This is a genomic window from Christensenella sp. KGMB01412, assembly GCF_055522415.1.
Window position 1 is genome coordinate 216,356 of the sequence record NZ_JBVFVW010000001.1, and the last position, 26,824, is coordinate 243,179.

Consider the following 26,824-nt stretch of genomic DNA (forward strand, 5'->3'; position numbering starts at 1 on the left):
TTCTCAGTCAATCAGTCCAAAGCTGCGCATTTGCCTGATCAGGTTATCGTGATGCGCCTCGCTCATTTCCGTAAGCGGCAGACGCAAAGGCCCCATGGCAAAACCCATAGCGCGCAGCGCCGCCTTGATCGGGATTGGGTTTACTTCGCAGAACAGTGCGCTTACCAGAGGGTTTATTTCAAGCTGCATATCGCGCGCGGCTCCAACATCGCCCTTCAGGTAATTCATAACCATATTGTGCGTATACTTTGGCATAATGTTTGCCAAAACAGAAATCACACCGTCGCCGCCAAGCGAAAGCAGGGGAACGATCTGGTCGTCGTTGCCGCTGTAAAGCGCGGCCTTTCCACGCGTCAGGCGGGCCGTTTCCACAAGCTGCGAGAGATTTCCGCTCGCTTCTTTGATGCCGGCAATTTTGTCGTGGCAGCATAACTCTTCGTATACCGCAGGACAAATGTTCACACCGGTTCTGCCCGGGATGTTATAAAGTATTACGGGAAGCTGCGTTGCATCTGCAAGCGCATTGAAGTGAGCTATGAGCCCGGTATCCGTGCACTTGTTATAATAAGGCGTTACACCAAGAATACCGTCTGCTCCAAGGCCTTCCACAACCTTTGCACATTCCACCACGCTGGCGGTGTTGTTTCCACCAACTCCTGCAATGACAGGAATACGCCCATCCGCCTGCTTCACTACAAATTCAATCACAGAGTGCTGCTCGGGAAGCGACATGGTAGACGGCTCACCGGTGGTGCCGCACACAATCAGCGCGTCCGTATCATTTGAAATCTGGAATTCGACCAGCTTTTCAAGCGTATCGAATGCGATTCCATCTTCAGTAAAGGGCGTTACGAGTGCTACGCCGGAACCTCTAAAAATCATAGTTTTTCTCCTATCAAATCAGTGTTGCGATGGGGCAGGCCGTGCGGCAAGCGCGGTTTATTGTTCCTGCATCTCCATCCATTTCTGCGCAATCTGGACTGCGTTTGTTGCAGCGCCTTTCCTGATGTTGTCCGCAACAACCCACAGGTTCACCCCGGAATCAACCGAACGGTCGCGCCTGATCCTGCCAACATAGACCTCATCCTTACCGGCAATTTCGGTTGCCATTGGATATATGCCTTTTCCTTCGCCGGTTTTCACCTCGTCCATTACGATAAGGCCGGGGAAATCGGCAAGCGTCTTTTTCAGATCGTCGAGGTCAAAGTCCTTTTCGAACTCGACATTGATCGATTCGCTGTGGCCGTGAAAAACAGGTACGCGCACAGTGGTTGCGGTGATACGCATATTGTCGTTATGAAGGATTTTGCGCGTCTCATTGACCATTTTCAGCTCTTCCTTCGTATAGCCGTCCTCATCAAATACGTCAATTTGCGGCAGGCAGTTGCCAAAGATCGGGTAAGGAAACTTTTTGGGCGCATCGCCGTTTATACCGTTTTCAAGATCGCTGTAACCGCCCATACCTGCGCCGGAAACAGCCTGGTAGGTGGAGTACACCACACGCTTGATCTTGTATTTGTCGTCGAGCGGCTTCAAAGCTACCATAGCCTGGATCGTGGAGCAGTTGGGGTTTGCGATGATACCGTTATTCCATGCGATATCCTCAGGATTCACCTCGGGAACCACGAGCGGAACGGCCTGCTTCATACGCCATGCGCTGGAGTTGTCGATCACAAGAGCACCTGCCTTTACCGCGCACGGTGCAAATTTTTCGCTTGTACCGCCGCCTGCGGAGAAGAGGGCAATATCGATATCCTTGCCGTCAAAGCAGGTTTCCGTAAGCTCCTCAATCGTATATTCTTTTCCCATAAAATCTACTTTTTTTCCCGCGCTTCTTGCACTTGCGAACAAATAGTAGTTTTCCACGGGAAGCTTGCGTTCCTCGAGGACCTGAAGGAATTTTCTGCCTACCATTCCGGTAGCGCCTACAACGGCAACATTATACTTTCTCATTATATTCTCCTGTTCTTGCCGTATGATGCCCATACGGTACTTAAAATATTTAAAACGGAAAACCGTTTTTTATCCATAGCTGAGGAAATAGGGGGCTGTGTGCAAAAAAGAACGGCACACGCGCGCCGTTCTTTAAATCTTCTCAGATGAAAGCCGCAGCAGCGCAACACCGCCAAATGACGGTGACAGTGATACGGCTATTGACCGTACCCCCAGAAGCTCATGCCCGGCGTGCACAAAATTCTTCGGCGTTAAGCCCTTTCCCGCAGCATACAACCGTCTCGCCGAAAGACTTTATCATGCCGCGATACTCATACTGTAACGCTCCTCTGTCTGTTCTTAAGTCATTATACCGCAAAGCAGAAGCCATGTAAATAGTTTTCCATGTGAAATACTTGCGAAACAACAGTAAAAACGGTATATTGATACTAGATTAAAAAAGTGGAAAAGGAAGTGCCGCAGGAATGAAGGTAAGGGAGTCTTTAAGGCAATATCTTGGCGAGATTACGGAAATACGCAGGGAACTGCACAGGGTGCCTGAGTATTCGTTTGAGGAATATAAAACATCGGAATACCTGATGAACTATTTAAAACGCCTTCGGCCCGATCAGTTGGAGGTCGTTGCGAAAACGGGAATCAAAGCAGTTTTCCTTGCAAAACATCCGGCAAAGACGGTTGCGATCCGCGCGGATATCGACGCTCTGCCCGTACCGGAATATAACGATGTTTCTTACCGTTCGCAGTGTGAAAACATGATGCACGCGTGCGGACATGACGGACATATGGCGATTGCGCTTATCTGTGCAAAAATTATCAGTGGCGCCAGCGACAGGCTCAAATATAACTATGTGTTCCTGTTCCAGCCTGCGGAGGAAACGACGGGAGGGGCGCAGCCTATGGTTGAGGAGGGCGCGCTTAAAAACCCGGATGTGGATGAAATTTATGGCATTCATTTGTGGCCGTATTTGCCGGCAGGGGTAGCCGGATGCAAGGCAGGACCGATTATGGCGCGCATGTGCGATCTTAATATTAATATCAAAGGGCGTGGCAGCCACGGGGCAAAGCCGCATAACGGCAGGGACGCGCTTATTGCGGCGGCACAGCTTGTAATGGGCATCCAGACGATCATTTCAAGGAACGTAGATCCCTACAAAACGGGCGTAATCACGATTGGAAGGATCGAAGGCGGGCAGACAAGGAATGTGATCTGCGAAGACGTAAGGCTGGAGGGAACGATTCGGACATTTGAGCCGGAGGTTACGCAAACCATTCAGCGCCGACTTACCGAGATGCTCGAAGGCCTTGACATGATGTATCAGGTGAAGAGCGAATATATAGAGTCAATGACTTATCCCGCCGTGGTAAATGACGCAGCGTTATATGACAGGACAAAAGCAAAATTTGACGAAGCGGAATTTGTGGTGGTGGAGCCTGTGATGCTGTCTGAGGATTTTTCTAATTTCCAGCGGCAAATCCCCGGACTTTATACCTTTATGGGGATTGCGGAAGCAGAGGATGCGGAACCGCTGCATTCAAGCAGGTTCAACTTTAACGAACAAGTATTGTTAAATGGTGTAGAATATTTTTTGAGGGTAACTGATTTTGAGTGAGCAATACAGCGCTCTTGCAGGGATTTATGACGCGTTGATGTATGATGTTTCCTACGCCGGATGGGCGGAATATCTTATGAGTATCTTAAACGCCCGCGGAATAAGGGAAGGTGCAAACCTGCTGGAGTACGCATGCGGGACAGGAAATATAACGCTGCCGCTTGCGGAAAACGGATTTCGTATGACAGCAGTGGATATTGCGGAGGATATGCTTTTTATCGCACAGGAAAAGACGCGCAAAAAGGCGTTGAAGGTAAGCTATGTGTGCGCTGATATGCGTGGGTTCCTGCTAAACAAGAAGGCGGACGCCGTGGTGTGTGCGTGCGACGGAGTAAACTACCTGCTTGAAGAGGATGATATGCGTGACTTTTTTAAAGGCGTATATGGAAATTTGAAGAATGGCGGTGCGTTTTTGTTTGATATCAGCTCCGCCTATAAAATAAAAGAGGTTCTGGGGAACGAGTTCTATTACGATGACGGCGACGAACAGACCTATTTCTGGCAGAACAGCTATGACGAAGGGAAAAAAACAGTAACCATGGAGCTTACCATGTTTCTGCGCCAGGACGAGGTTTATAAACGTTATGATGAGATGCACAAACAACGTGCCTGGGAACAGGATGAATTGGAAGAGCTGCTTTACGAAGCGGGCTTTTCACAAATCAATCAATATGGTTTTATGACATGCGATATTCCCCATAGGCAGGAAGAGAGAATACAGTTTGTAGCAGGAAAGGTACAATGAAAAGATGAGTGATGTTTTAGTAAAAGCAATGTTAAATAAAGAAATATCTGTCTGTGCGTGCGATGTCAGCCGTATGGTAGAAGAGGCGCGGAAGATACATAATACGATGCCTGCGGCAACGATTGCCCTTGGGCGCACGCTTGCGGCGGCGACGATGATGGCGTCTATGCTTAAAAACAGGAATGACAGGCTCACGCTGATGATCAATGGCGGAGGCCCTGCAGGCACGATTATGGCGGTGGGTAACGCAAGGTTGCACATGAAGGGCTATGTTGCAAATCCGGCGGTTAACATCGCTGCGAATGAAAAAGGCGCGATCGACGTTGCGGGAGCGGTTGGAAAAGACGGATTCGTAACTGTGGTGGAAGATTTAGGGCTCAAAGAACCGTACATAGGGAAGACGCCCGTGATTTCAGGAGAGATCGGCGAAGATATCGCAAATTATTTTCTGGTGTCAGAACAGCAGCCCTCTATCGTATATGTCAATACATGGCTCGAAACAGATATGAGTATCGTAAATGCAGGCGGAATCATCATCCGCCCAATGCCGGGGTGCAGTGAGGAATCGCTTGCAGCAGTGGAGAAACGTACGGGAGAAATCGCAAATTTTGCAATCTATATGTTCTCAAAAGGCCTTGACGGCGCTTTGGAACAGGTGTTTGAAGGAATGGAGCTGCAAATGCTCGAGCACGAGCAACCGCTTTGGAAGTGCGATTGCTCCAAAGACAGGCTGGAAGAGGTTGTGCTCTCTTTAGGGAAAAAGGAAATTGAAGATATGATCAAAGAGGATGCCGGGGCTGAAATCGTATGCAGGTTCTGCAATAAAAAATATGATTTTTCTTCGGATGACCTTGGCAGGCTTCTCGAGCACGCAACAAAGGAATAGGAATGAAGAACGAAAACGTAAAAATTGTAAGTTTTGAACGGCCTGCCGAGTTTTATTACCAGTCAGGCCTCAAAATGATGGAAAACATGAATTATCTGGGAGCGTTATCTATGATGCGTAAAGCGGTGGATAAGGACGACCGGAATACGGAATACAGGATGAAGCTCGCTGAAATATTAACAGAGCTGTCGAAATACGAAGAATCAAACAGTGTCCTGTTTGAATTATTGATGCGGAAAAAAGAGGGACGCAGCGACTGTTATTTTGGAATGGGCTGTAATTTTCTTGGATTAAACGACCTTGAAAAGGCTCAGGAGAGCTTTGAAAAATATCTTGCGCTTGATCCGGAGGGCGAATTTCAGGAGGAAGTCGAAGAATTCCTGATGCTTTTTGCTGATTTTGAAGAAGAAGAGGAATACCCAATCGGCGACGCGGCAGAGCAGCTGCAGCAGCAGCTCGCGCAGGAAGGGAAGAGCTACCTTGATAATTGTGAGTACCAGAAAGCCGCGGAGGTACTTGAAAAGGTGGAAACGGATAATCCTGACCTGCTTTTTGCAAAAAACAACCTGGCCTTATCATATTATTGCCTGAAAAAGTTTGATGAAGCAGTGGAAATTACACGGCAGGTTTTGGAGATCGAACCAAACAATGTGCACGCGAACTGTAATATGGCAATGTTTTTGCACGAAAAAAACGAACAGGGAACGCGTGGCTTTGTGGATCAGGCCGTCAAGCAGAATAACGGAAGCTATGACGATCTTTATAAGATTGCGATCACATATTGCGAGATCAAAGAGCACGAAGAGGCAATGAGATATTTGACCAATATCCTTGCTACTTCGCCATATGATGATAAGGTTCTGTTTTGTGCCGCAATGGCAAGCTACAATCTGGGACGGTACCCGGAAGCGGTCAAGTATCTTTCCGATATTGTAAAACTCGATCCCTATGACAGTGTGGCTGCCTATTATATCGGATATATCAAGGCCGTAATGGAAGGGAAAAAGGAATTTGAAGAGCTTGGATATGTGTTCCAGGTCCCGCCTGCGGAGGCAAAGGAGCGTATTCAGTATCTTAATAACAGTATGAAGCTTCCGGAGCAGGAATTCAACGGGCTGTGGCAAACTGATAAAAAACTCAATGATATCCTTTTATGGGGATTGGAATATGGGGACGATTTTATCAAGCGCGCGGTCGTTAAAATTATCGGCAGCTTTGAAGACGAAAAAACGGAAAAGATTTTCAGGAGATACATCCTGCGCAGGAACCAGCCGGACGACATCAAAAATGAGATTTTTGTGCTGCTGAAAAGAATGCGCGCGCAGGAGCCCTACGTTGCATACTTTAACGGGAACATTGTAGAGGTGAAAGTTGGTATCCTTGATGGCGTGGAAGGCAGCGAAACGGAAAAATTTGACCAGCTTTTTGACTTGATCGTGACAGTGGTCAGCCAGGAATTTTCCGAGCAACTTGCAGGCAAGGCGGTAACGCTGCTGCAGGAGTTTGCGGAAAAAGGCGAGGCTGGTAAATTTTTGCAGGAGATCAGGGAATTTGCCGCTGCGATTGCTTTCACAGCGCTTTACCTGAACGAAACGCCCAGGGAACCGAAAAAAATAGCGGCGTTGTTTGATGCGGATGTAAACAGGCTTTCCGTTATGGTGATGGAGATCATGAACGTGGTTGGAGGGGAATAGGAATGGGAAAAATAACAGTAGAAGAGATCATCAATAATCCCAGGATACGTATTATGGTAGAACAGGCGAATAATTGCCTTGAAACCCTTGGATATACAGATCATGGCCCGCGCCACGTGGGGTATGTGAGCAGGATTGCCGGAGAAATACTGGAAAAGCTTGGATTTCCACAGGAACGGGTAGACCTTGCGAGGATTGCCGGATGGACGCATGACGTTGGAAATATGATCAACAGGAAAATGCACTCGCTCACGGGAGCGTCTATCCTGTTCGACGAGCTTCAGCGCGTGGGGATGGAGCTGAAGGACGTGTGCGATATCTGTTCGGCTGTAGGCGCACATGATGAAGAGACAGGCACGCCTGTCAGCGATATTTCTGCAGCGCTTATTATTGCAGATAAGGTTGACGCCTATAAAAAGAGGGTAAAGCGCAGGGATCTTGACGATATCCACGACAGGGTGAACCTTTCGATTTACGAGACGGATGTGCGTGTTTCCCAGTCAAAGAATCAAATTACCTTTGAACTTAAAATGAAGGACTACGCAACGCCAATGGAGTTTTTGCAGATTTACCTCGGACGGATGAAGATGTGTGAAAAGAGCGCGGCATTTTTGAAATGCACGTTCAAGCTTGTGATCAACGGGCTCGTGATGAATAAAATAAGCGGCGGTGTCGAGACTCAAATCAACCAGTTGCCGGATCATGAATCATAATTTCAAGATATGTGCTATAACACGTTTTTGGGGTACAATACATCCTGCTTTTATTTTCGTGGGGAAGAAACGCTCTCGCGAATAATCACGTCGTAAGAATCTAATTGTATGCTTTCGCAAGGAGTACCGCTGATCAGCTTTTGAATCAGTTCAAAGCCGCAGCGGCCGATTTCTTCGCGGTCGATTTTTACAGTCGTAAGCGAAGGAATCATGTATTGTGAAACGGCAATGTCGTCAATCCCGATGACGGAAATATCATCAGGTACTCTGATCCCGATGGAGTGCAGGTAGCGGATCGCGAGTATGCCATAATAATCGGTAGCACAAAAGATCGCCGTTGGTTTATTGCTCCCCTGAAGTGCTTTATCAATACAAAGGTGCAGGCTTTTCTTATCCGTCACCTCAAGCTGTATACGGTTTGTACTGAGGGCAATATCGTTTTCGGAAGTTGCTTTCTGGAATCCGCTGAATGTGAGCAGATTAAAATCATAAAGGCTTTTATTGTTGTTTCCAATGTAAGCAATATCGCGGTGCCCCAAATTGATCAAATGACACGCAGCCTTATAGGCTGCGGTCTTATAATCGACTCTCACTGCATAGTTGGTGTCGTTGATTCTGCTGCTGTCCAAAATAACAAAAGGGATATGCAGATTTTTCAATTCATTTAAAACATCGATTTCCAGATCGCCATACACAATGATACCATCGACAAGGCCGGAATGAAGAATATCGGAAAAAGCAATATTATTGTCCGTACGGTAAACGGACGTCATAATCAAGTTGTATGGTAGCTCCCTGCAGGAAGCTACCATACTCGAATTTAACTCGGTGTAAAAAAGTTGATCCAAATCATGCAAATCACTGCGAAAAAGCAATGCGATGTTTAAGCTCTTTTTTGCAGCCTTCACATTTTTATAGCCGATTTTTTCTGCTGTCTCAAGTATAAAATGCCGGGTTTCATTGCTGATGCCTTCTTTTCCGTTAAGTGCAAAAGATACGGCTGTGGGGGATACCCCTGCTGCGATTGCAATGTCTTTTGTTGTTACCTTTTTACGATTCATATGGCGTACCCCTCGACCTCGTTGTCGGCAAACTAATTTAGTGTCTATATATTTAGTATAATACTGCTGAATACTGCGAAAGTCAAGAGCGAGCTTGATTATGTCCAGGAAAAATTAGAAAAAATTAGTTTTAAAAAACCTATTGACTATATGAAAAAATGGATTTATACTGAGTTCAATTCAGGAAATAACTAAAAATTACTAACATTTTATTAAAATCAGAAACGTTTCTCAAATATAAACTAAATAAAAAATTCGACTTAATTTTGGGCAGGCGATATCGCCCGATAAAAATAAACAATATACAGGAGGAAAAAATGAAAAAGTCATTAATGGTAGTTGTTTGTGTTGTTATGGCCTTCGTGCTCCTTGCCGGATGTGCGGCACCCGCCGCGACGCAGCAGACGGGTACGGACGAGGGGACGGCGTCCGATGCGGTGGCAGAAGAATCCACATCGGCTCAAAGCGTTTCCGGAGGGGGCAAGAGGATTGCAAACATTGTCGCAGAGTACAATGAATGGAATCAATTAAAAATGGATGAAATGAAAAAATTAGCGGATGAATACGGATGGACCATTGAAACCTTTGACGCGGCGCAGGATGTGAATCAACAAATAAATATGGTAAATTCAGCAGTTGCCCAAGGCTTTGATTTTATTACGATCCAGCCAGTTGATAACGCAGCGCTGAACCCGTCTCTTGAAAAAGCGGCGGACGCGGGCGTGATCGTTGTCAACGCATATGGCCAGGGAGAAGAGGACCCGCTCAAAGACAAAATATACCAAGTTAATTTCGCACAAAAAGAAGTGGGGATGCTGGAAGCGGAAACCTACATCGAGATGGAAGGCGAGGAAGGTAAAGTCGCTTTGATTGGCGGTCTGACAGGTGCGGATAATGCACGCCTGCGGTCCGAAGGAATGAGGGAAGTCTTAGAAAAATATCCGGGAATCGAAATCGTACAGGAAGTTTTTTGCGATTGGGATCGTCAGAAAGCGATGGCCGCAGCAGAAGATATCATCACATCGAATCCTGATTTGAAAGCATTTCTGGTTCAGGACGACAGTATGTCTTGGGGCGTTGCCGAGGCGATTGAGGCCGCCGGCAAGCAGGATCAGATCAAGATTGCTTCGCAGGGTTTCTATGAAAGCAGCATTCCTGCGATCAAAGAAGGCAAGTTCCTTTTCACAATTTCTTATCCGCCGGCTTTCTTTGCGCAGGGAGATATGAAAGTATTTAAGGAAATTGCAGACGGAAAAGAACCGGACAGGATCAACACTGTGAATTTTGAACTCGTTACAAAAGAGAATGTGGATACTGCGCCATTTTAAAGCAGGTTACTGGCAGGGCCGGGAAACCGGTCCTGCCCAAAATGGAGGAATGCTATGGAAAGTGCTTTTTTTGAAATAAAAAACATAAGTAAGTCGTTCCCGGGAGTCAAAGCCCTGGATCAGGTGTCGATGAAAGTATCAAAGGGCGAAGTGCGGGCACTTCTGGGTGAAAATGGAGCTGGCAAGTCCACGTTGATGAAGATTTTGAATGGAAATTACAAAATGGATTCAGGTGAGATTTTGATCGACGGCAGGCAGGTTGAGATCACCAGTCCCGTAGTAGCGGCTGAAATGGGTATCAGCATTATCTTTCAGGAGCTGAATCTGGTTGACGGATTGTCCATCGCTGAAAATATTTTCGCTGGCCGGCTAAGTGAAAAGGGAAAATTGGTCAACTGGAAACAAATTTATGCAAGGGCAAAGGAGTTATTGGAGCGGATTGGTTTCGATGCAGACCCGAGAACGGAAGTTGGCACGCTCAGTATTGCGGGAAAACAAATGGTGGAGATCGCAAAGGCACTAAGCTATAATGCACGGCTGATCCTGATGGACGAGCCTTCCGCAACGTTGACGCAGAGCGAACTGAAAAAGCTATTCGAAATCATTCGTGATTTAAAGAAGAAGGATGTTGCGGTCATCTACATTTCTCACCGTTTGGAAGAAGTGTTTGAAATTTGTGATTCTTCAAGCATTATGCGTGACGGGCAAATGATTGCCACACGGCCTATTGACGAATTAAGCCAGGATAAAATTGTAGAAATGATGGTTGGACGGCAGGTAGATCAAACATTTCCCAAAAGAACGCATCAAATCGGAAAGGAAATTCTGCGTGTGGAAAACCTGCAGCAAAAAGGTTGCAATACAAAAGTAAGTTTCGTTTTACACAAAGGGGAAGTACTCGGAATTGCAGGCCTTGTGGGTTCGGGGAGGACTGAAACTATGCGTGCTCTGTTTGGCGTAGATTATATATCCGGTGGAGATATTTATGTCGATGGAAAAAAGGTGCGCATCAACAATCCGCGTGACGCAAAAAAGGAAGGGCTTGCTTTCATTACGGAAGACCGTAAGGTAGAGGGGTTGACGCTCGATTACAGTGTGCTGCGTAATATCGAAATGGCGAATCTGGATGTATGCGAAAAGGGCGGATTCCTGAACAGGAAATTAGAAAATAAATTGGCTGATAAGTATATCAGGTTAGTCAATATCAAAACGCCTTCGCGAAATCAAAAGGTATTGTATTTGTCCGGAGGAAATCAACAAAAGGTGGTTGTTGCAAAATGGATGAATGCGGATTCAGATATTATCATCATGGATGAGCCTACGCGTGGTATTGATGTAGGAGCAAAGCTGGAAATATATGAGATTATTAACCAAATGGCAAGGCAAGGAAAAGCAATTATTATCATTTCATCGGAATTGCCGGAGGTGCTTGGAATGAGCGACCGTGTATTGGTCATGAAAAATAATGAGATTGTAGCGGAATTGAATGGAAACGCCATAAGTGCAGTAGACGTCATGCAATACGCGCTTTAAGGAGAAGGGGTATGAAAGGATTTACAAGAGCAATCGAGGAGAGGGATTTATCGAGACCTTATGGTGTTCTGAATTGGATGAAAGATAATACCAGCCTGATTATATTACTCGCGCTGGTTATAGCAGGGGCGGTAATGACGCAAGATTTTTTCACCTGGGATAATATTACCAATTTATTCAATCGTATCTCGGTAAATGGCATTATGGCAATAGGTTTTACTCTGACGTTTTTGGTTGGCGGATTCGACTTGTCAATCGGATCGACTCTTTCTCTGGCAGGAGTACTGTGTGTGGGGATCGAAGCAAGCAGTGGTTCCACTGTGGTTGGGATGATCACCGCGCTTGCTGCTGGTGCCGGAATGGGCCTGCTCAACGGTATACTGATGAAGATAACGCGCGGGGAATCCGGTGAAGCGTTCCTAATTACCTTAGGGACGTCATTGGTTGGCACGAGCTTGGCGTTGACCTATTGCAACGGATATGATTTGTACGGATCAGGCGCACCATGGTATAAGGCTTTAGGGCAGGGAAGCGTTGGCGGATTTCCGGTTGCGGCACTTTTGTGGATTGGTATCATGATTATCGTACAAATCGCTATCAAGAAAACAAAATTTGGAAGAAATTTACTTTACAGTGGTGCAAACAAACATTCGGCCTTTCTTGCTGGCGTAGATGTAAATAAAATGAAGATTATTGCGTTTACACTCGCAGGAATGCTTGCAGCGGTGGCGGCGATCGTAATGACTGCACGTACGACGGCAGCTTCACCACGCTCGGGAACAGGAGCTGATTTTGATGCTGCGATTGCAACATTGATTGGCGGAAATTCACTGATTGACGGCAAAGGCGGTATGACACAGGTATTTATCGGAGTATTGATTTATGGATTGATTACCAACATACTTAATCTTCTTGGTGTCGAATCTGTTGTGCAATATATCGTTAAAGGTCTGGTGCTTCTGCTTGCAATCTGCCTGGACAAGCTAAAAAGGAGGTAGCATATGGAAACGGCTAAAACATTAATAAGTAAAAACAGGATACCGATTATAGCGGTCGGAGTATTTATCGCGATGAGCCTGATAAGCCCATACTTCTTTACTCCTGCGAATATATTTGGGCTGTTTGATTCCATGGCAGCCTACGGGATTGCGGCGATTGGCCTGACGTTCGTAATGCTGTGTGGGCAACTGGATATTTCGATGGGTTCTGTCATGGCTCTGACAGCCTGCGTATTCATGATGTTGCTTCCGGTATATGGTTTCGCGGTGTCAGCAATTATTGCTTTGATTTTGGGATGTGCCTGCGGTGCAGTAACAGGATTCTTTGTTTCGTTTTTTCGCCTGCAGCCGTTCATCGTATCGATGACGATGCAGCTTGTATATAAAGGTATTGCATTGACTATTACCGATTCAGCACCTGTTTCGGTGAATGACACTACACTCATGGCAATCAGCAAAGTGGAATTTTTCAGCATCCCGGTCGTCTTTTTCTTTTTTGTAGCGATCGCGGTAGCCGCCCAGTTTGTACTGGTGAAAACCCGTTATGGAAGAAATCTTTACATTATTGGCGGAAACATCAGCGCGGCGGACAACATGGGGCTCAATGTAAGAACACACTTATGGAGCGTATATGTCATACAGGGAGTTTGTGCAGCCGTGGGAGGACTTGTAATGATGACGCGTACCTTCAGTGCTTCAGGAAACCTGGCATTGGATGCACCGCTCTCTATTATCCCTATGGTGATCGTCGGGGGAACGGCATTTTCAGGCGGGAGAGGGGGCGCGTTGCGTACCTTATGCGGTGTTATACTCATGAGTACGATCTTTAATGCCATGACTATGTTCAGCCTGTATGCAAATATCCAACAGCTGATCAAAGGGGTGATACTGATATTGATTATAGTAAGCGATAAATATATGGAGAACCGAAACAGTAAAGTCTAAAAATCGGCACAGCCGAACAAGGAGGATATTATGCCAGTTTATGAATCAACAAAAAATGCAGAAAACAAGATTGTGATCAGCGAACAAGCAAAGAAATCAGTAATATTTGGTTGGGAGAAATCCATTGCCAAGCTAGCTGCCGAATGCTCGGATCAGCCGGATACTGTGATAGCAATCGATGGATGGTACGGAATCAATTATGAGAAAATCGCACAGGCGCTGAAAACGGCGCTTCCATCAAAGCGGGTAAAGATTCTGCCGGTACAGTCCGTTTTTAAAAGCAGGGAAGATATTATTGCGTATAACGCACCCTATGTGACGGAAGATCCTGGATTTGGGAAGGTCAATAAAACGGGTGTGATCGAGGATATTTTCGATGTAGAAAAGGTGAACGAACTCAAAGAAAAGCTGCATGCCCCTGGCATCAAAATCGTGTATGGAGTTGGTGCAGCTTCCCGGCTATGGGAAAACCAGATTGATCTGATTTGTTACGTCGACAACACACACCAAAAGGTGCAATGGGATATGTGGACGGGAAAACTGTGCACATTTGGAACTGTTGAACCAACTGGCGATTATAATTGGAAGGAATACAATTATTCTGATTTTTATATGTTGGACCGCCAGAAAAAATATGTGTTTTCTCATATGGACTATTATGTGGAAAATTACAATGAAGACGAATTAGTGCTTATACCAAAAGAGGCATATGATGAAATGATCAGGACAACAGTTCGGTACCCAATACATGAGGTGAAGATTTTTTCACCGGGACCGTGGGGCGCATACCGCTTTTTGGACCTTGATTACGAGGTGGAAGGACTGGAAAATAACGCCTGGAATAAAATTGCGGGCCCGGAGTTGAGGATATTGATCGACTTTGGCGGCGAACGGAGCATTTCAATGCCGGTACTCAACCTGATGAGCCAGGGAGAAAAGCTGGTTGGAGAATATATTGACAAACGGTATCCGGGCTTATTTCCCCTTGATATTTGGCTGGATGATGGATATCACCCGACGCCACAGCCTGCAGAACGCATCAGTATGCCGCTACATATCCATCCGAGCAGCAAGTATGTTGAAGAACACTTTGACGAACCGCTGGGAAGGTATGAAACCTATTATATCGCGGAAGCTTACGAGGGCGCGAATACATGGATGGGATTTGACGATGAGGCAGATATTGAGGCATGGGAAAGGAAATGCAAGGAATCTGACAATATCGAAGTGATTGAGGATTGGAAAGAATTCATCTCAAACTGGCAAAGTCGTGAAGGAGATTTATATCTGATTCCACCGGGAACGATGCACGGACATGGTGGAAATCAAATGGTACTTGAAATGGATACGAATCCCAGTATTAATGGCACGGAGTATTCCTTCTTTGAATACGACTTTGCGCGCAATTCATGGGATGACGACAAAAAGGAGATGACAGGGAATCCCCTGAAAATGCACCTGGATCATGCTGTGAATATGGAGAAAAACCGGCGGGAATCATGGGTAAAAGATCATTTGCTTGCCCGTCCGTCGGTTATAGAGTGGACGAAAGATTATTATATTGACAGATATTCCACAATTCCGTCTATGCCTTACCATGTGGAAAGGATACATCTTTGGACCAAAGGCGAATATTCCACGCAAGGTAAATTTATGCATATGTTTACTTTGACCGTGGGAGAGAAGGTCAGGGTAGTTTCGAAAGAGGATAAAGGTTTGTCTGCGGAGTGTGACCGTTTTCAAACGCTCGTTATTCCTGCTGCTTTTGGGGATTATGAAATAATCAACGAAGAGGGGGGACGTGTGACAGCGGTTATTCAAAGGTGGAAAATTGGCTGAATGAGGTTTGGCATATGGGGGCGTCTGATACCGCCCCCTGCAAGAAGTAACAGGAGGAAAGAAATGAATATATTGGCGATCGGCGCGCATCCCGACGATATTGAAAGCTATGCGGCGGGAACGCTGGCAAAATATAGCAGAGCAGGACATAAGGTATTCATGGCCACGGCTACCAATGGGAACGTTGGTTCCGCAACGCTTTCTATGGAAGAAATAGCAAAAATCAGAAAACAGGAAGCTTCGAATTCAGCGGCACATATTGGCGCGGAATATATTTGTCTCGATTACGATGATGAAATGTTTTTTGAGGACAGGTCGGCACGTCTTGCATTTATCAATTTAGTAAGGCGCTGTAAAGCAGACGTGATATTAACACATAATCCGGTAGATTACAATCCGGACCACGAGCTTACCAGTAAAATAATTAATGATATCGCAGTCATGATACCGGTAGGAAAAATTAAGACCGAACATCCGCCCTATGACAGGATTCCAACGATCTTTTACTGGGAGCCGGTCAATGGAATGGGCTTTATACCAACAGAATATGTGGATATCACAGAAGTTATGGATGTCAAAATGGCAATGTGCTATGAGCACAAGAGCCAGCATCAGTGGATGAAGGATAATTATACGGAAGCGTTGGGAAAAGAGGATGTGGATTTTTTTGAGAACTTTGTGATTAGCTCACGCTACCGTGGAATCCAGTGCGGTGTAAAATATGCCGAAGGATTCGTGGCAGCAAATGATGCGTTCCGCGTAAGAGCCGAGCGGTTGTTACCATGATTCGTGCCAAAAGAGCTCCATATAAGCATTTTGGGGAGTGTCTGTTCGTTACGAACAGCAAGGTTGAAATCATTGCGGCCTGCGGGTTTGGAATACGAATTTTATCATACGCACTTTGTGACGGGGGTAATGTGTTTTTTGAGCAACCGGAAGACATGGCAGAGCTGACAACGGAAACCGGATGGAGAATCTATGGGGGACACCGTTTATGGATCAGTCCGGAAAGTGAACGAGATTATTATCCGGATAATCAGCCGGTTAAGATTGAGGTTGCAGAAAAAGAGGTTGATATAAGCCAGGGGACGGACCCGTGGCTGGAGATAAAAAAAGAAATATCCTTGCGCTTTTCTGATGATGCGGAGGTAGAGGTAACACACAAAATTACAAATGATTCACGGCAGACGCAGGAACTATCCCTTTGGGCGATCAGCTGTATGGCGGCAGGCGGAACCGAAAAAATTCGATTGCCGCAGGGCCCTGTGCCGTGGGGGCCAAGGCTGGGCATCACGGCATGGGACTATACAAATTTAGGAGACCCACGCGTAACGTATCACAATGACTGTATAGAACTGCGGCAATGTAAGGGGAAGAGAAAATATAAAATCGGTTTATCCGATTCTGGGGCACGATATGAGTACAGGAACCGGGGAATTGTTTTTGCAAAGACTGCGGCCCGGATACCCGGGAAACAATATCCTGACGGGGGAATGTGTTACGAAACGTTCATATGTGACCATATGCTTGAAATGGAAACATTATCGCCGGTATACCGTTTAGCCGGAGGCAATACGGCAACGCATTGCGAAAAATGGAACATCTGGAAGGAAGAGGAATAATATGGAAGTTAAGATAGCGGCAATAGGCTTGGCTCATCCGTTTGAAGTAGGCTTTGAACACGCCGGGGAATGGCTTGAACAAACAGCGGAAGCAATCGAAAAGACGGGAGTCCGGTGCATCAGGACGGGGATTGTTTTGAGCGACTATGAAACAGTGATGTGTGCGGAAAAGCAGCTTAATCTGCTGGATTTCGATGTGGTTTTGGTTTGTGTTGCGACATGGAGCGAGGACCATCATTTGTTGGATTTGCTTGCGTTCCGTGATCTGCCGATGATCATCCGCGCACTGCCTCATTGTGAAACAGGATCATTATGCTGTGCACATCAGATTGGCGCGGTTTTTACGGAAATCGGAAAGCGGTACGAATTTGTTTATGGGGCGGCGGAATGCAGAGAATCTGCACAGAAGGTAAAACAGATTGCGACGGCCTATGCGCTTGCAAACAAAATGGGCAGGATGAAGACGGGAGCTATTGGCGGCCGAGTGAAAGGAATGACGGAAATTGCCTATGACGAATTTGCAATCAAACAAAAATTAGGAGCACGAGTCATTAACATCGACGAACAGGAGATGACCGACGCAGTATGTGAGGCAGATGATTCTGCCGCGCGAGAGGTCGTCGGGATGCTGCAAAAGCGGGGATATCAGTTGAGTTCAACGGAACAGGATTTGGTAGAATCGGCAAAGTATTATCTAGGGCTCAGGGAACTCGTGGATAAGTATGACCTTAATTGTATGGCGGTAAAGTGCTATACAAAATATATGGGAAAAGTCTGCCTGGGATATTCCTTATTGGCTGGGGAAGGCGTAATGTGTGCTTGTGAGGGAGATGTGACCAATTCGCTTGCTATGCAAATGTTGTATGAATTGAGTGGCCGGCCGGTGAATAATACAGATCTTCTTTCACTTGATGAGCGTGATAATACGATACTTTATTCCCATTGTGGATCTTCCGGTTTTTCGATTGCGGACGGAGAAATAAACATTGCGCCCGTGCGTTTGGCAAAAAGAGGTTGCTGTTGTCTGTTTACCGCACTCCCGGGAGAAGTTACTCTGCTTAATTTTGTCGGGCATGGCGATAAATTCCGGATTTCTACGATTGGGGGGGAGGCAGTGCGCTGCGGAATGGAATTCCCGGGCAATCCTGTCAAAGTTCGGCATAGAACGCCGATTACACAAATCAACCAAAAAATAATGAATCATGGGATTGGGCATCACTGGATGGTGGGTTATGGTGATTACAAGCCGGTCATTCAAAAATTTTGCGAGATCAAAGAAGTACGGTATATCGATCTGTGATTCAATAAGAAAATTATAGGAAAAAACCGAAGCAGTCTGAAATTAATGGTCTACGATCCGTAATGGCGGGAATTCCGTATGCTGAGAAGATTATCTGCTTGAAAGATGAGAGGGTTTTGCTGCCTTTATGCAATGAATTATGAAAGAGGTGTTTCAAAAGCAGTTGATATCCCAAAATGAGAGGGAAATATTTTGCTCTGAAAAATAGCTGGTTCGATTCTTTGTAAGCCAATCTGTAAATACCGAGTAATGTATGTTATACTGAACTGAAACCATAAGGGGGAAATTCGTATTGAATTACAGGTGTTACGCATCATGTGCGTTTGGAATAGAAGGAATCCTCGCGAACGAACTGAAGGACATGGGCTTTGAAAACGTTATGGCGCAGGATGCACGCGTTTACTTTGATGCAGATGAGACGGGCGTGGCAAAAGCCAATATTTTTCTGCGCACGGCAGACCGGGTATATATTGTGCTCAAAGAATTTAAGGCAGTGACCTTTGACGAGCTTTTTGAGGGCGTTGCGGCGATTCCGTTTGGGGATATAATGCCGTCGGACGCCCGCTTTCCTGTTGATGGAAATGCTGTAAAATCAGCACTGGGAAGCGTTTCAGACGTACAGGCGATTACAAAGAAGGCTGTAGTTCGCGCGATGCAGCGGGTGTATTCGCAGGAACGATTTGAAGAAAATGGCAGTATGTTCAATATTTATGTGAATATTTTTAAGGATATTGCCACCATTGCGCTTAATACGAGCGGTGCGGGCCTTAACAGGCGGGGCTACCGCCTGAAAAACGCACAAGCTCCACTCAAGGAAACGCTTGCGGCAGCGCTCATCATGATATCGCGGTGGCGTACGAGGGAGTTTTATGATCCGCTTTGCGGCAGCGGAACAATCGCGATTGAAGCTGCAATGATGGCAAGCAATATGGCTCCCGGCATTAAAAGGCGTTTTGACGCGCAGGGCTATGACAATAACTTCCGCAAAGTGTTCTCTGAAATGAAGGAATACGCAAAAACGCTCATCAGAGAGCCGGAAATGCAGATTTATGCAAGCGACATTAACCGTAAGACGCTTGATCTTGCTAGGGAGCACGCGCATAATATGGATCTCGCGCATTATATCCGTTTTGCACAGAAAGACGTGCGGAATTTTTCACAGCCTGAACGTCCTGCGTCTGTCATAACCAATCCTCCGTATGCAATGCGCATGGGGGAAGAAAAGGAAGTAGCGGACCTATACCACGAAATGGGAAAAGCATTTTTACCCTTAAATGATACGCTCGTATTCGTGATCACGGCAGACGATCGTTTTGAAGCAAAATATGGGGCAAAAGCAGATAAGCGCCGCAAACTGTACAATGGCAGTATTAAGTGCACTTATTACCAGTATTTCAGGAAAAAGTAATTTATTGTCTTCAATTTAAAAAAAGTGGTTGATTTTTACAGGAAATCTGATAAAATATTATAAGTCAGCATGATTTGAGATGCCAATGTGGCTCAGTTGGTAGAGCAGCGCATTCGTAATGCGCAGGTCAGCGGTTCGAGTCCGCTCATTGGCTCCAAATCGGGGTGTAGCGCAGCTTGGTAGCGCGCTTCGTTCGGGACGAAGAGGTCGCAGGTTCAAATCCTGTCACCCCGACCAAGAAAGACGGCATATTTACATATGCCGTCTTTTTTATTCCTTTCGATATATCTATCGATTGCAGTTCAGCGCAAATACTCCTGCAGACAGATTTCTGTCCAAATCAATAAAAAATACAGCGGCGGAGCCATATCCTTTCTTTATGCTATCATAACCCACCTGCCGGGAAGAACTATGGTTGTCTCATGATGCCCGTGGGGCATCGTGGTAGGTGTCATCAAGTTCATCCAGAACGCGCCGGGTTAATTCATAGAAACGAAGACAAACCTTAGAATGTTTTTTTCCTCCATTTCAACAAAAATGCTGAATTTATAATGACAATTACAGAGCCGGCATTATGCACCAATGCGCCTACCACTGGATTGAGAATGCCTATTACAGCCAGAATAGTTGCAATAAAATTTAGTATCATTGAGAAAGAAAGATTACATTTTATTGTTGTCATCATCCGCTTGGAAAGTGCCAGGAGGTGGGGAAGTTCCTTTACTTCGTCGTCCACCAGGGCAATATCCGCGGCATCAACCGCAATGTCGCTTCCTATTCCGCCCATCGCAATACCCACGTTCGCTTTTTTCAGGGCGGGAGCGTCGTTGATTCCGTCGCCGACCATACAAACAGGCTGGCCTTCATTCTGATAATGGTCGATCCACTTTAATTTGTCTTTGGGAAGGCAGTTTGCATGAACGTCGCTTATGTGGAGTTGGCTGGCGATTGCATTGGCAGCATTTTTATGATCGCCAGTCAAAAGAACCGGATCTATTCCCAGCATCTTGATTTTGTCAATCATTTCCGCGCTTTCAGAACGTATCGTATCCGATAATACGATATAGCCCGCAAGTTTTTTATTGATGGCGATGTAGATGATCGTGCACCCGTTGTTAAGGTAACACTCTGTCTCATCGAGAATTGAATCAAAAATCGTGATGTCGTTTTCTGCAAGCATCTGATTATTCCCGGCAAGTATTTCTTTTCCTTCGACTCTGGCCCAAACGCCGCGGCCGGGAGCCATTTGGAACTGTTCGGCGTTTGGAAGGCTGGCGTTTGTTTTTTGCTGGTAGGAATGCGTGATCGCTTTTCCCAGAGGATGCTCGGAAAATTGTTCTGCCCCTGCAGTCAGGGAATAAAGCGAGTCTTCAGGATACTCGGATAGAATACTTCTGATTTCGGTCACCTCAAGTTTTCCATAGGTCAATGTCCCGGTCTTGTCAAACGCAATTTTTGATACTGTGGACAGGCGCTCCAGCGCGTCGCCCTCGCGTACAAGAAAACCATGTTTGGTTGAATTGCCGATTGCCGCCATAATTGCGGTTGGTGTAGCCAATACCAGAGCACAAGGGCAGAAAACAACCAGAATCGTGACTGCACGGATTATTTCACCTGAAATGATCCAGGTCAATGCCGCCGCCGATAAGGCGATTATGACGATCCAGGTGGCCCATCTGTCTGCAATGCCAACGATTTTTGCCTTGCCCGCATCCGCAGACTGTACCAGGCGGATCATTCTTTGAATAGAGCTGTCCTCGCCAACTTTGGTGGCCTTCATATCAAAGGAACCAAACTGGTTCACGGTTCCACTGGAAACCATATCTCCTGCTGCCTTATCCACAGGAAGGGATTCGCCTGTCATAACGGCTTGGTTTATTGAGGTCTGCCCGGAGAGGATGACGCCGTCAACAGGGATGCTTTCGCCGGGAAGTACACGAAGAATATCATTTACCTTCACCATTTCAGCTGGAATTATTTTTTCCTTGTCTCCTTCTATGATTCTGGCAGTCTGCGGGGTGAGGTGGACAAGCTTTTCGATTCCAGCCCTTGCTTTTGCAACTGTGAGATCCTCGAGCAAAGCGCCTAACTGCATAATAAAAGCAACTTCTCCGGCAGCAAAAGATTCGCCTATGCAGATCGAGGCAATCAGGGCCAGGGAGACAAGCACATCGGCCTTAATATCAAATGAAGTAATCAGACCGATTACCGCCTCTAAAATGATAGGAACGCCACATAACACGATTGCTATCCATGCTGCATTGAACGGCAGGGGAATCAGGTCAAAGATACTGATTAAAAGTGCAATACCAGAGATAACGAGAAATATAATTTTCTTTTTTGTTCCGCCCAGTTCAAGAAACTGCTCTAACCTTGCTGCAAATTTTTTCATTGTCGCCTCCTTATAATACCTATAGGGGTATATGTAATTATATACCTATGGGGGTATTGGTTGTCAAGGGACGTATAAAAAAAACAGCCTTTCGGCTGCTTTCAAAAAATAGGTTATGTCATATTGGCAAAGCGTTCGACGGCTTTTGTAAAGCTTTCGATGGTCTTATCCGCATCGCCATGCTCGATGCCGTCGCGAACGCAGTGGTTGATGTGTCCTTCAAGCACTACCTGACCGACCTTGTGAAGAGCGGATTTTGCGGCGTTGATTTGGGCGAGGACGTCCTCGCAGGGAATGTCTTCATCTACCATTCTGTCTATCGCCTGCACCTGTCCAATAATTTTTTTCAATCTGCGGTGTAAATTTTCCGCATCCATACACTGTTTCATTTAGAAACCTCCATATACCATAAGGGGTATCTGTAATTGTAATGATCTTATCAGGATCTGTCAATATATGGAATAAAAATTCGGTATCAGATAAGCCTGCCGGAATATTTTTTTAATCTTACATTTTAAAATTTTAATATGTTACAATAAGAATGAAGGAATATAAGGCAAAATGTGAATGTAGTGCGGCTGGAATGCCGTAGCAGTATGATGCGGGAGGCTTAATATGTATCAGGTTGGCGATTATGTGATTTATGGAAAAAGCGGCGTTTGCATGGTAAAGGATGTCGGCAGGCCGGATTTTCTTGGAGAAGGTGATTCGCGCCAATATTATATTTTGGAGCCTGTTTTTGCGGTCGGGACTATTTATACGCCTGTGGATACGCAGGTTTTTATGAGATCAGTCATTACGCGCGAAGAGGCGCTGCGTTTGATCAGGCAGATTCCCTTCCTTGAGGAAGCGCTGGACGCAGAAGCAGAGATGGATAGCAAAGCGCTTCCGGATTACTATAAGTCGCTGCTGAAAACCCATGAATGCGAAGACCTGATTCGCCTGATTCAGATGGTGTATTCAAAACGCGAACGGGCGGCGCTCAGTAACAAAAAGATAGGGGAAACAGATCGGAATATGATGCGCGAGGCAGAGGACGTTTTGCATGGAGAACTTGCAATAGCGCTTGGCATTCAAAAGGAAGACGTGCCTGAATTCATCAGCAATGAAATCAGGAAAAACAGTTCTGCCGGGCAGGCATGAACGGCGGATGGAGGTTAGACCGGCCTGAGTGCATAAAAGGCGGGATTTGTGCTTTACAGGGCAGGAACGGAAAAATTGATCGCAAAAAAATTCTTACATAGAAAGAATTTTTCAGCTATACTGATAAGGAAAGAAAAAGACCGGTCGAAATTTCAATGATCAACTGACTGGTCTGGCGTAAATCTAATATAGATGTAAGTCCAGCTATATAGCGTGTAGTCTATCGGCGGCCTGGCCGCTTGGGGATTATACGCTATTTATTTTGATCTGAAAGGGGAAAATGATGGAAACAGAAAAGAATACAAACGCTTATCTTGCAACAAGGCCGATTGGAAGGCTGCTGCTTAAATTCTCTGTACCATGCGTGCTTTCAATGCTCGTAAGCGCTTTGTATAACATTGTGGATCAAATTTTTATTGGGCAAAGCATTGGATACCTGGGAAATGCGGCAACGAACGTGGTATATCCGTTTACGGTGGTAGCGCTCGCACTTGCATTGCTCATTGGGGACGGGACTGCGGCTTTGTATAGCCTGTCTATGGGAAAAGGGGATAAGCAAACGGCAAACAGGTGTGTCGGAAATGGGATCATAGTCATTTCTGTGATTGGAATTGTTCTTATGGTTGTTGGGATACTATTCATTGATCCTGTATTGAAGCTATTCGGTGTAACGCAGGCAAGCTACGATTATGCCTGGGATTATATGAGCATTATATTAATCGGGATTCCGTTTTACATCTTTTCGTCAGGAATGAACGCCGCCATCCGGGCAGACGGTTCGCCTAGTTATTCAATGATTGCAGTTGTAATAGGCGCAGTTATTAACCTTGTTTTGGATCCGATTGCGATTTTTGTTCTGGGTTGGGGCGTAAAAGGAGCCGCGATTGCTACGGTAATCGGTCAGGTCGTATCCTGTATCGTGACCGTCTTGTATTTTCGAAAACCCAAAGTCCTGCGCCTCCATAAAGACAGCTTCAGGGTAAAACCTGAGCTTGCCAAAAAAATATGTCAGCTTGGAGTTTCAAGCTTTATCACGCAGCTCGCGATTGTGATCATTATCAGCGTCGCAAATAATATGATCGGAATTTATGGCCCGCAATCAAAATATGGGGCGGATATTCCTCTTTCTGTAGTTGGGATTGTAATGAAAGTATTTGGAATAGTGATCGCGTTTTCAGTGGGTATTGCAGTTGGGGGGCAGCCCATAATCGGATACAATTACGGCGCAAAAAATTTCAAACGGGTATTTTCAACCTATCGGCTGGTGATTATCGCCAATATTGTCGTTGGAGTGGTTTCAATGCTGCTATTTGAACTTTGCCCACAGGCCATTATTCGACTGTTTGGGAACGAGAGCGACCTTTACAATGAATTTGCGGATCTGTGTTTTCGCATTTTCCTGGGAGGAATTCTGTTTTGCTGCATTCAGAAGGCCAGCAGCATTTTTCTGCAGTCGATTGGAAAGCCTGCGAAGGCAACAATCCTTTCACTTTCACGGGATGTTGTTTTTTTCGTACCGGGGATTTTAATTTTGAGCAGCCTATTCGGAATTACAGGAATGCTTTGGGCTGCGCCTCTGGCAGATATGCTTTCCTTTATCCTGACAATCATTTTGGTCGCCCATGAGTATAAATCAACAGGTGGAAAAAAGAAAGTCAGGGAATTTGAAGAGCCGGCTTGCTACGAGCAAACATAAATGTAATCACGCCGGTCGTCTATGCTGCCCGTAATGACAGACACATAAAAATATCGTATAATAGGTATCAAACAGCAAAGGAAACCAGGGGAGGATAGCAATGCAGTACGAAGGCGATATCTACAGGCCGCCAAGCGAGGCGCACAGCCTTATTGTCCAGGCTACAGTAGGTTGTTCACATAACAAATGTACATTTTGCAGTATGTATAAAGCGAAACAGTTTCGCATCAGGAAAACCCAAGAGATTCTTGATGATCTGGGAGAGATGGCTGCAGCATACCCTTCTGTAAAACGAATTTTTCTTGCGGATGGGGATGCGCTGATCATAAAGACAGAGGAACTGAAAAAGATATTGACGTATATCCGCTCAAACTTTAAAATGTGCGAGCGCGTTGCTGTTTATGGTTCGCCGCGCAGTATTTTATTGAAATCTGCAAAGGAGCTAAAGGAGCTTCACGGGCTTGGCCTTGGAATCGTTTATCTTGGGCTGGAATCAGGCAGCGATAAAATCCTGAAAAAGATCAATAAGGGAGAGACCGCAGATGAAATTATACGTGCGGGACTGCGTGTGAAGGAAGCGGGGATTCCGCTTTCCGTGACGGCGATCAGCGGGATTGGAGGAAAAACATTGTGGCGCGAGCATGCTGTTGCAACAGGAAAAGCATTCAGCGCAATGAAACCGGACTATATCGGTCTTCTTACATTGATGATGGAGGAAGGTACGCCGCTTTGGAAGGAGTATCAGGAAGGAAACTTTACGCTGCCCGGACCGGAGGAGGTTGCGATCGAGACGCTCGTGATGCTGGAAAATATGGACAGCGACGGAAGCGTATTCAGGAGCAATCACGCCTCTAATTACATTTCGCTGCGCGGAACGCTCAATGCAGACAGGGAAGAAATGATACAAAAGCTGAAAGCAGCATTGGAAGGAAATGTTGCTTATAAGAAGGAATACCTGCGCGCGCTGTGATTTTGAGGCTCAATCGTATTTCTTAATAAACTATTAACAATACCGCAAAGCCTGTGTATTCGTTTGAATTTTAAAAAAGCCCATGCTATAATCAGGTATACTAACTGATAGGAAGGTATTTATCATGTTTAAAAAAATAACCTTAGTTGTTTTGACATTGGTAATGGTTCTTGCATTTGTGGTTTCACCTGCAATGGCGGCTTCACAAGAGGCGCGCGTGGTGATCGGGGCAGATAACAACGACGAACAGATCGGTGCTGTGTACGGCTTCTTTGGCATCAACCGGGGAGACGTAACAGAGATGCAGGTGACCAACCAGGAAGAACGGAAATATCTCGAAGGTCTTGTACCGGATGAAAAAATAGGCAATGTGGCGCTTTCCTGCGTCTATATTGAGCCCAATGACGGCGGTGGTCTTGATCTTGAGATCAACAATATCAACTGGGTAACGGAAAAGATGTATAAGTCGGCGCTTGCCACGGCAGGTATTACGGACGCAAAGGTGAAGATTGCGGCCTATAAACCGGTCTCCGGTACAGGCGCGCTTGCGGGTATCTATAAAGCATATGAGGATATGACCGGAACGACGCTCAGCGAGGCTGCAAAAGATACGGCTGTGGAAGAGCTGATTGTAACGGGCGAACTTCAGGACGCCCTTGGCGATGTGTCATCTGACATTATCAACGACCTGAAAGGCAAGCTTGCGGAAACCAAAAATATGAGCGACGATGAGATTATCCAGCTCATTAAGGATACCGCCGCGAAATATGAAGTCACATTAACCGACGACCAGATACAGCAGATTTTGCAGTTGGTTAAGAAATTCAACGAACTGAACCTTGATCCGGATACGTTCCTGAACCTGTTCCAGGCAAAACAGGGTGTAGAGGGCTTTTTTACCAGCGTTGGAGATTTCTTTAAAAGCATAGGAGATTTCTTTGTAAACCTGTTCGGTGGCAACAATTAAGGAAAAATAAGCAAAAGGCTG

Annotated in this window: 23 protein-coding genes, 2 tRNA genes and 1 riboswitch; of the genes, 20 read left to right on the forward strand and 5 right to left on the reverse strand. The window is 45.8% G+C overall.

Going from position 1 to position 26,824, the window contains the following annotated elements:
• Positions 1–3: 3 nt before the first annotated feature.
• On the reverse strand, positions 4–882 hold the full coding sequence (gene dapA / locus ACS5WU_RS01060) for a 4-hydroxy-tetrahydrodipicolinate synthase (protein WP_302761887.1): 879 nt from the start codon (positions 880–882) through the stop codon (positions 4–6).
• A gap of 57 nt (positions 883–939) precedes the next feature.
• A complete protein-coding gene (locus tag ACS5WU_RS01065; RefSeq protein ID WP_302761889.1) occupies positions 940–1,953 on the reverse strand; it encodes an aspartate-semialdehyde dehydrogenase in 1,014 nt (337 codons plus the stop codon).
• Between the two features lie 151 nt (positions 1,954–2,104).
• Positions 2,105–2,293, reverse strand: a riboswitch (Lysine riboswitch).
• A 124-nt stretch (positions 2,294–2,417) separates the two neighbouring features.
• Between ACS5WU_RS01065 and ACS5WU_RS01070 the strand changes: the two genes are divergently transcribed.
• From ACS5WU_RS01070 to ACS5WU_RS01090, 5 genes are read left to right on the forward strand one after another with little or no spacing between them, the layout of a single operon-like run.
• Complete coding sequence (locus ACS5WU_RS01070) at positions 2,418–3,563, forward strand: M20 metallopeptidase family protein (protein WP_465088883.1); 1,146 nt, start codon at positions 2,418–2,420, stop codon at positions 3,561–3,563.
• Complete coding sequence (locus tag ACS5WU_RS01075) at positions 3,556–4,308, forward strand: class I SAM-dependent DNA methyltransferase (RefSeq protein WP_465088884.1); 753 nt, start codon at positions 3,556–3,558, stop codon at positions 4,306–4,308. The genes ACS5WU_RS01070 and ACS5WU_RS01075 overlap by 8 nt, the downstream gene beginning before the upstream one ends.
• A 4-nt stretch (positions 4,309–4,312) precedes the next feature.
• Complete coding sequence (hslO, locus tag ACS5WU_RS01080) at positions 4,313–5,194, forward strand: Hsp33 family molecular chaperone HslO (RefSeq protein ID WP_046443039.1); 882 nt, start codon at positions 4,313–4,315, stop codon at positions 5,192–5,194.
• 2 nt (positions 5,195–5,196) lie between these two features.
• The gene (locus ACS5WU_RS01085) at positions 5,197–6,888 is read left to right on the forward strand and encodes a tetratricopeptide repeat protein (protein WP_046443038.1); all 1,692 of its coding nucleotides are present in this window, start codon (positions 5,197–5,199) and stop codon (positions 6,886–6,888) included.
• A 2-nt stretch (positions 6,889–6,890) separates the two neighbouring features.
• A complete protein-coding gene (locus tag ACS5WU_RS01090; protein WP_465088885.1) occupies positions 6,891–7,601 on the forward strand; it encodes an HD domain-containing protein in 711 nt (236 codons plus the stop codon).
• 50 nt (positions 7,602–7,651) lie between these two features.
• On the opposite strand, the gene ACS5WU_RS01095 is transcribed toward ACS5WU_RS01090, so the two are convergent.
• On the reverse strand, positions 7,652–8,662 hold the full coding sequence (locus ACS5WU_RS01095; RefSeq protein ID WP_046443036.1) for a LacI family DNA-binding transcriptional regulator: 1,011 nt from the start codon (positions 8,660–8,662) through the stop codon (positions 7,652–7,654).
• Between the two features lie 317 nt (positions 8,663–8,979).
• Between ACS5WU_RS01095 and ACS5WU_RS01100 the strand changes: the two genes are divergently transcribed.
• The 11 genes from ACS5WU_RS01100 (at position 8,980) to ACS5WU_RS01150 (ending at position 19,872) form a co-directional block, all read left to right on the forward strand.
• On the forward strand, positions 8,980–9,990 hold the full coding sequence (locus ACS5WU_RS01100) for a sugar ABC transporter substrate-binding protein (protein ID WP_046443035.1): 1,011 nt from the start codon (positions 8,980–8,982) through the stop codon (positions 9,988–9,990).
• Positions 9,991–10,044: 54 nt separating this feature from the next.
• Positions 10,045–11,523 (forward strand): sugar ABC transporter ATP-binding protein, encoded by a 1,479-nt coding sequence (locus tag ACS5WU_RS01105; protein ID WP_302760612.1) that lies wholly within the window; start codon positions 10,045–10,047, stop codon positions 11,521–11,523.
• 11 nt (positions 11,524–11,534) lie between these two features.
• Complete coding sequence (locus ACS5WU_RS01110) at positions 11,535–12,521, forward strand: ABC transporter permease (RefSeq protein WP_046443033.1); 987 nt, start codon at positions 11,535–11,537, stop codon at positions 12,519–12,521.
• 3 nt (positions 12,522–12,524) lie between these two features.
• On the forward strand, positions 12,525–13,466 hold the full coding sequence (locus tag ACS5WU_RS01115; protein WP_046443032.1) for an ABC transporter permease: 942 nt from the start codon (positions 12,525–12,527) through the stop codon (positions 13,464–13,466).
• A 30-nt stretch (positions 13,467–13,496) separates the two neighbouring features.
• A complete protein-coding gene (locus ACS5WU_RS01120; RefSeq protein WP_302760616.1) occupies positions 13,497–15,305 on the forward strand; it encodes a hypothetical protein in 1,809 nt (602 codons plus the stop codon).
• 63 nt (positions 15,306–15,368) lie between these two features.
• Positions 15,369–16,091: a PIG-L deacetylase family protein gene (locus tag ACS5WU_RS01125; protein WP_046443030.1), complete on the forward strand. Its 723-nt coding sequence runs from the start codon at positions 15,369–15,371 to the stop codon at positions 16,089–16,091.
• On the forward strand, positions 16,088–16,927 hold the full coding sequence (locus ACS5WU_RS01130) for a hypothetical protein (RefSeq protein WP_302760619.1): 840 nt from the start codon (positions 16,088–16,090) through the stop codon (positions 16,925–16,927). The genes ACS5WU_RS01125 and ACS5WU_RS01130 overlap by 4 nt, the downstream gene beginning before the upstream one ends.
• Position 16,928: 1 nt before the next feature.
• The gene (locus ACS5WU_RS01135; RefSeq protein WP_302760621.1) at positions 16,929–18,227 is read left to right on the forward strand and encodes a hypothetical protein; all 1,299 of its coding nucleotides are present in this window, start codon (positions 16,929–16,931) and stop codon (positions 18,225–18,227) included.
• A 292-nt stretch (positions 18,228–18,519) separates the two neighbouring features.
• Positions 18,520–19,635 carry a THUMP domain-containing class I SAM-dependent RNA methyltransferase gene (locus ACS5WU_RS01140; RefSeq protein WP_302760623.1) on the forward strand — a complete coding sequence of 372 codons (1,116 nt, stop codon included), beginning with the start codon at positions 18,520–18,522 and terminating at the stop codon, positions 19,633–19,635.
• Positions 19,636–19,716: 81 nt separating this feature from the next.
• Positions 19,717–19,792, forward strand: a tRNA-Thr gene (locus ACS5WU_RS01145).
• Positions 19,793–19,795: 3 nt separating this feature from the next.
• Positions 19,796–19,872 (forward strand) — tRNA-Pro (locus ACS5WU_RS01150).
• A 268-nt stretch (positions 19,873–20,140) separates the two neighbouring features.
• Here the strand turns inward: ACS5WU_RS01150 and ACS5WU_RS01155 are convergent.
• Together ACS5WU_RS01155 and ACS5WU_RS01160 are read right to left on the reverse strand one after the other, a co-directional pair.
• Entirely contained in the window at positions 20,141–22,027 is a 1,887-nt protein-coding gene (locus tag ACS5WU_RS01155; RefSeq protein WP_302760625.1) for a heavy metal translocating P-type ATPase, read from the reverse strand.
• A gap of 113 nt (positions 22,028–22,140) precedes the next feature.
• Positions 22,141–22,416 (reverse strand): metal-sensing transcriptional repressor, encoded by a 276-nt coding sequence (locus ACS5WU_RS01160; RefSeq protein WP_046443018.1) that lies wholly within the window; start codon positions 22,414–22,416, stop codon positions 22,141–22,143.
• Positions 22,417–22,642: 226 nt separating this feature from the next.
• Between ACS5WU_RS01160 and ACS5WU_RS01165 the strand changes: the two genes are divergently transcribed.
• The 4 genes from ACS5WU_RS01165 (at position 22,643) to ACS5WU_RS01180 (ending at position 26,803) form a co-directional block, all read left to right on the forward strand.
• A complete protein-coding gene (locus ACS5WU_RS01165; RefSeq protein ID WP_046443017.1) occupies positions 22,643–23,170 on the forward strand; it encodes a CarD family transcriptional regulator in 528 nt (175 codons plus the stop codon).
• Between the two features lie 283 nt (positions 23,171–23,453).
• Complete coding sequence (locus ACS5WU_RS01170) at positions 23,454–24,866, forward strand: MATE family efflux transporter (protein ID WP_302760628.1); 1,413 nt, start codon at positions 23,454–23,456, stop codon at positions 24,864–24,866.
• 100 nt (positions 24,867–24,966) lie between these two features.
• Positions 24,967–25,836 carry a radical SAM protein gene (locus ACS5WU_RS01175; RefSeq protein ID WP_302760630.1) on the forward strand — a complete coding sequence of 290 codons (870 nt, stop codon included), beginning with the start codon at positions 24,967–24,969 and terminating at the stop codon, positions 25,834–25,836.
• 124 nt (positions 25,837–25,960) lie between these two features.
• Positions 25,961–26,803 carry a DUF1002 domain-containing protein gene (locus ACS5WU_RS01180; protein ID WP_052740377.1) on the forward strand — a complete coding sequence of 281 codons (843 nt, stop codon included), beginning with the start codon at positions 25,961–25,963 and terminating at the stop codon, positions 26,801–26,803.
• Positions 26,804–26,824 lie beyond the last annotated feature (21 nt).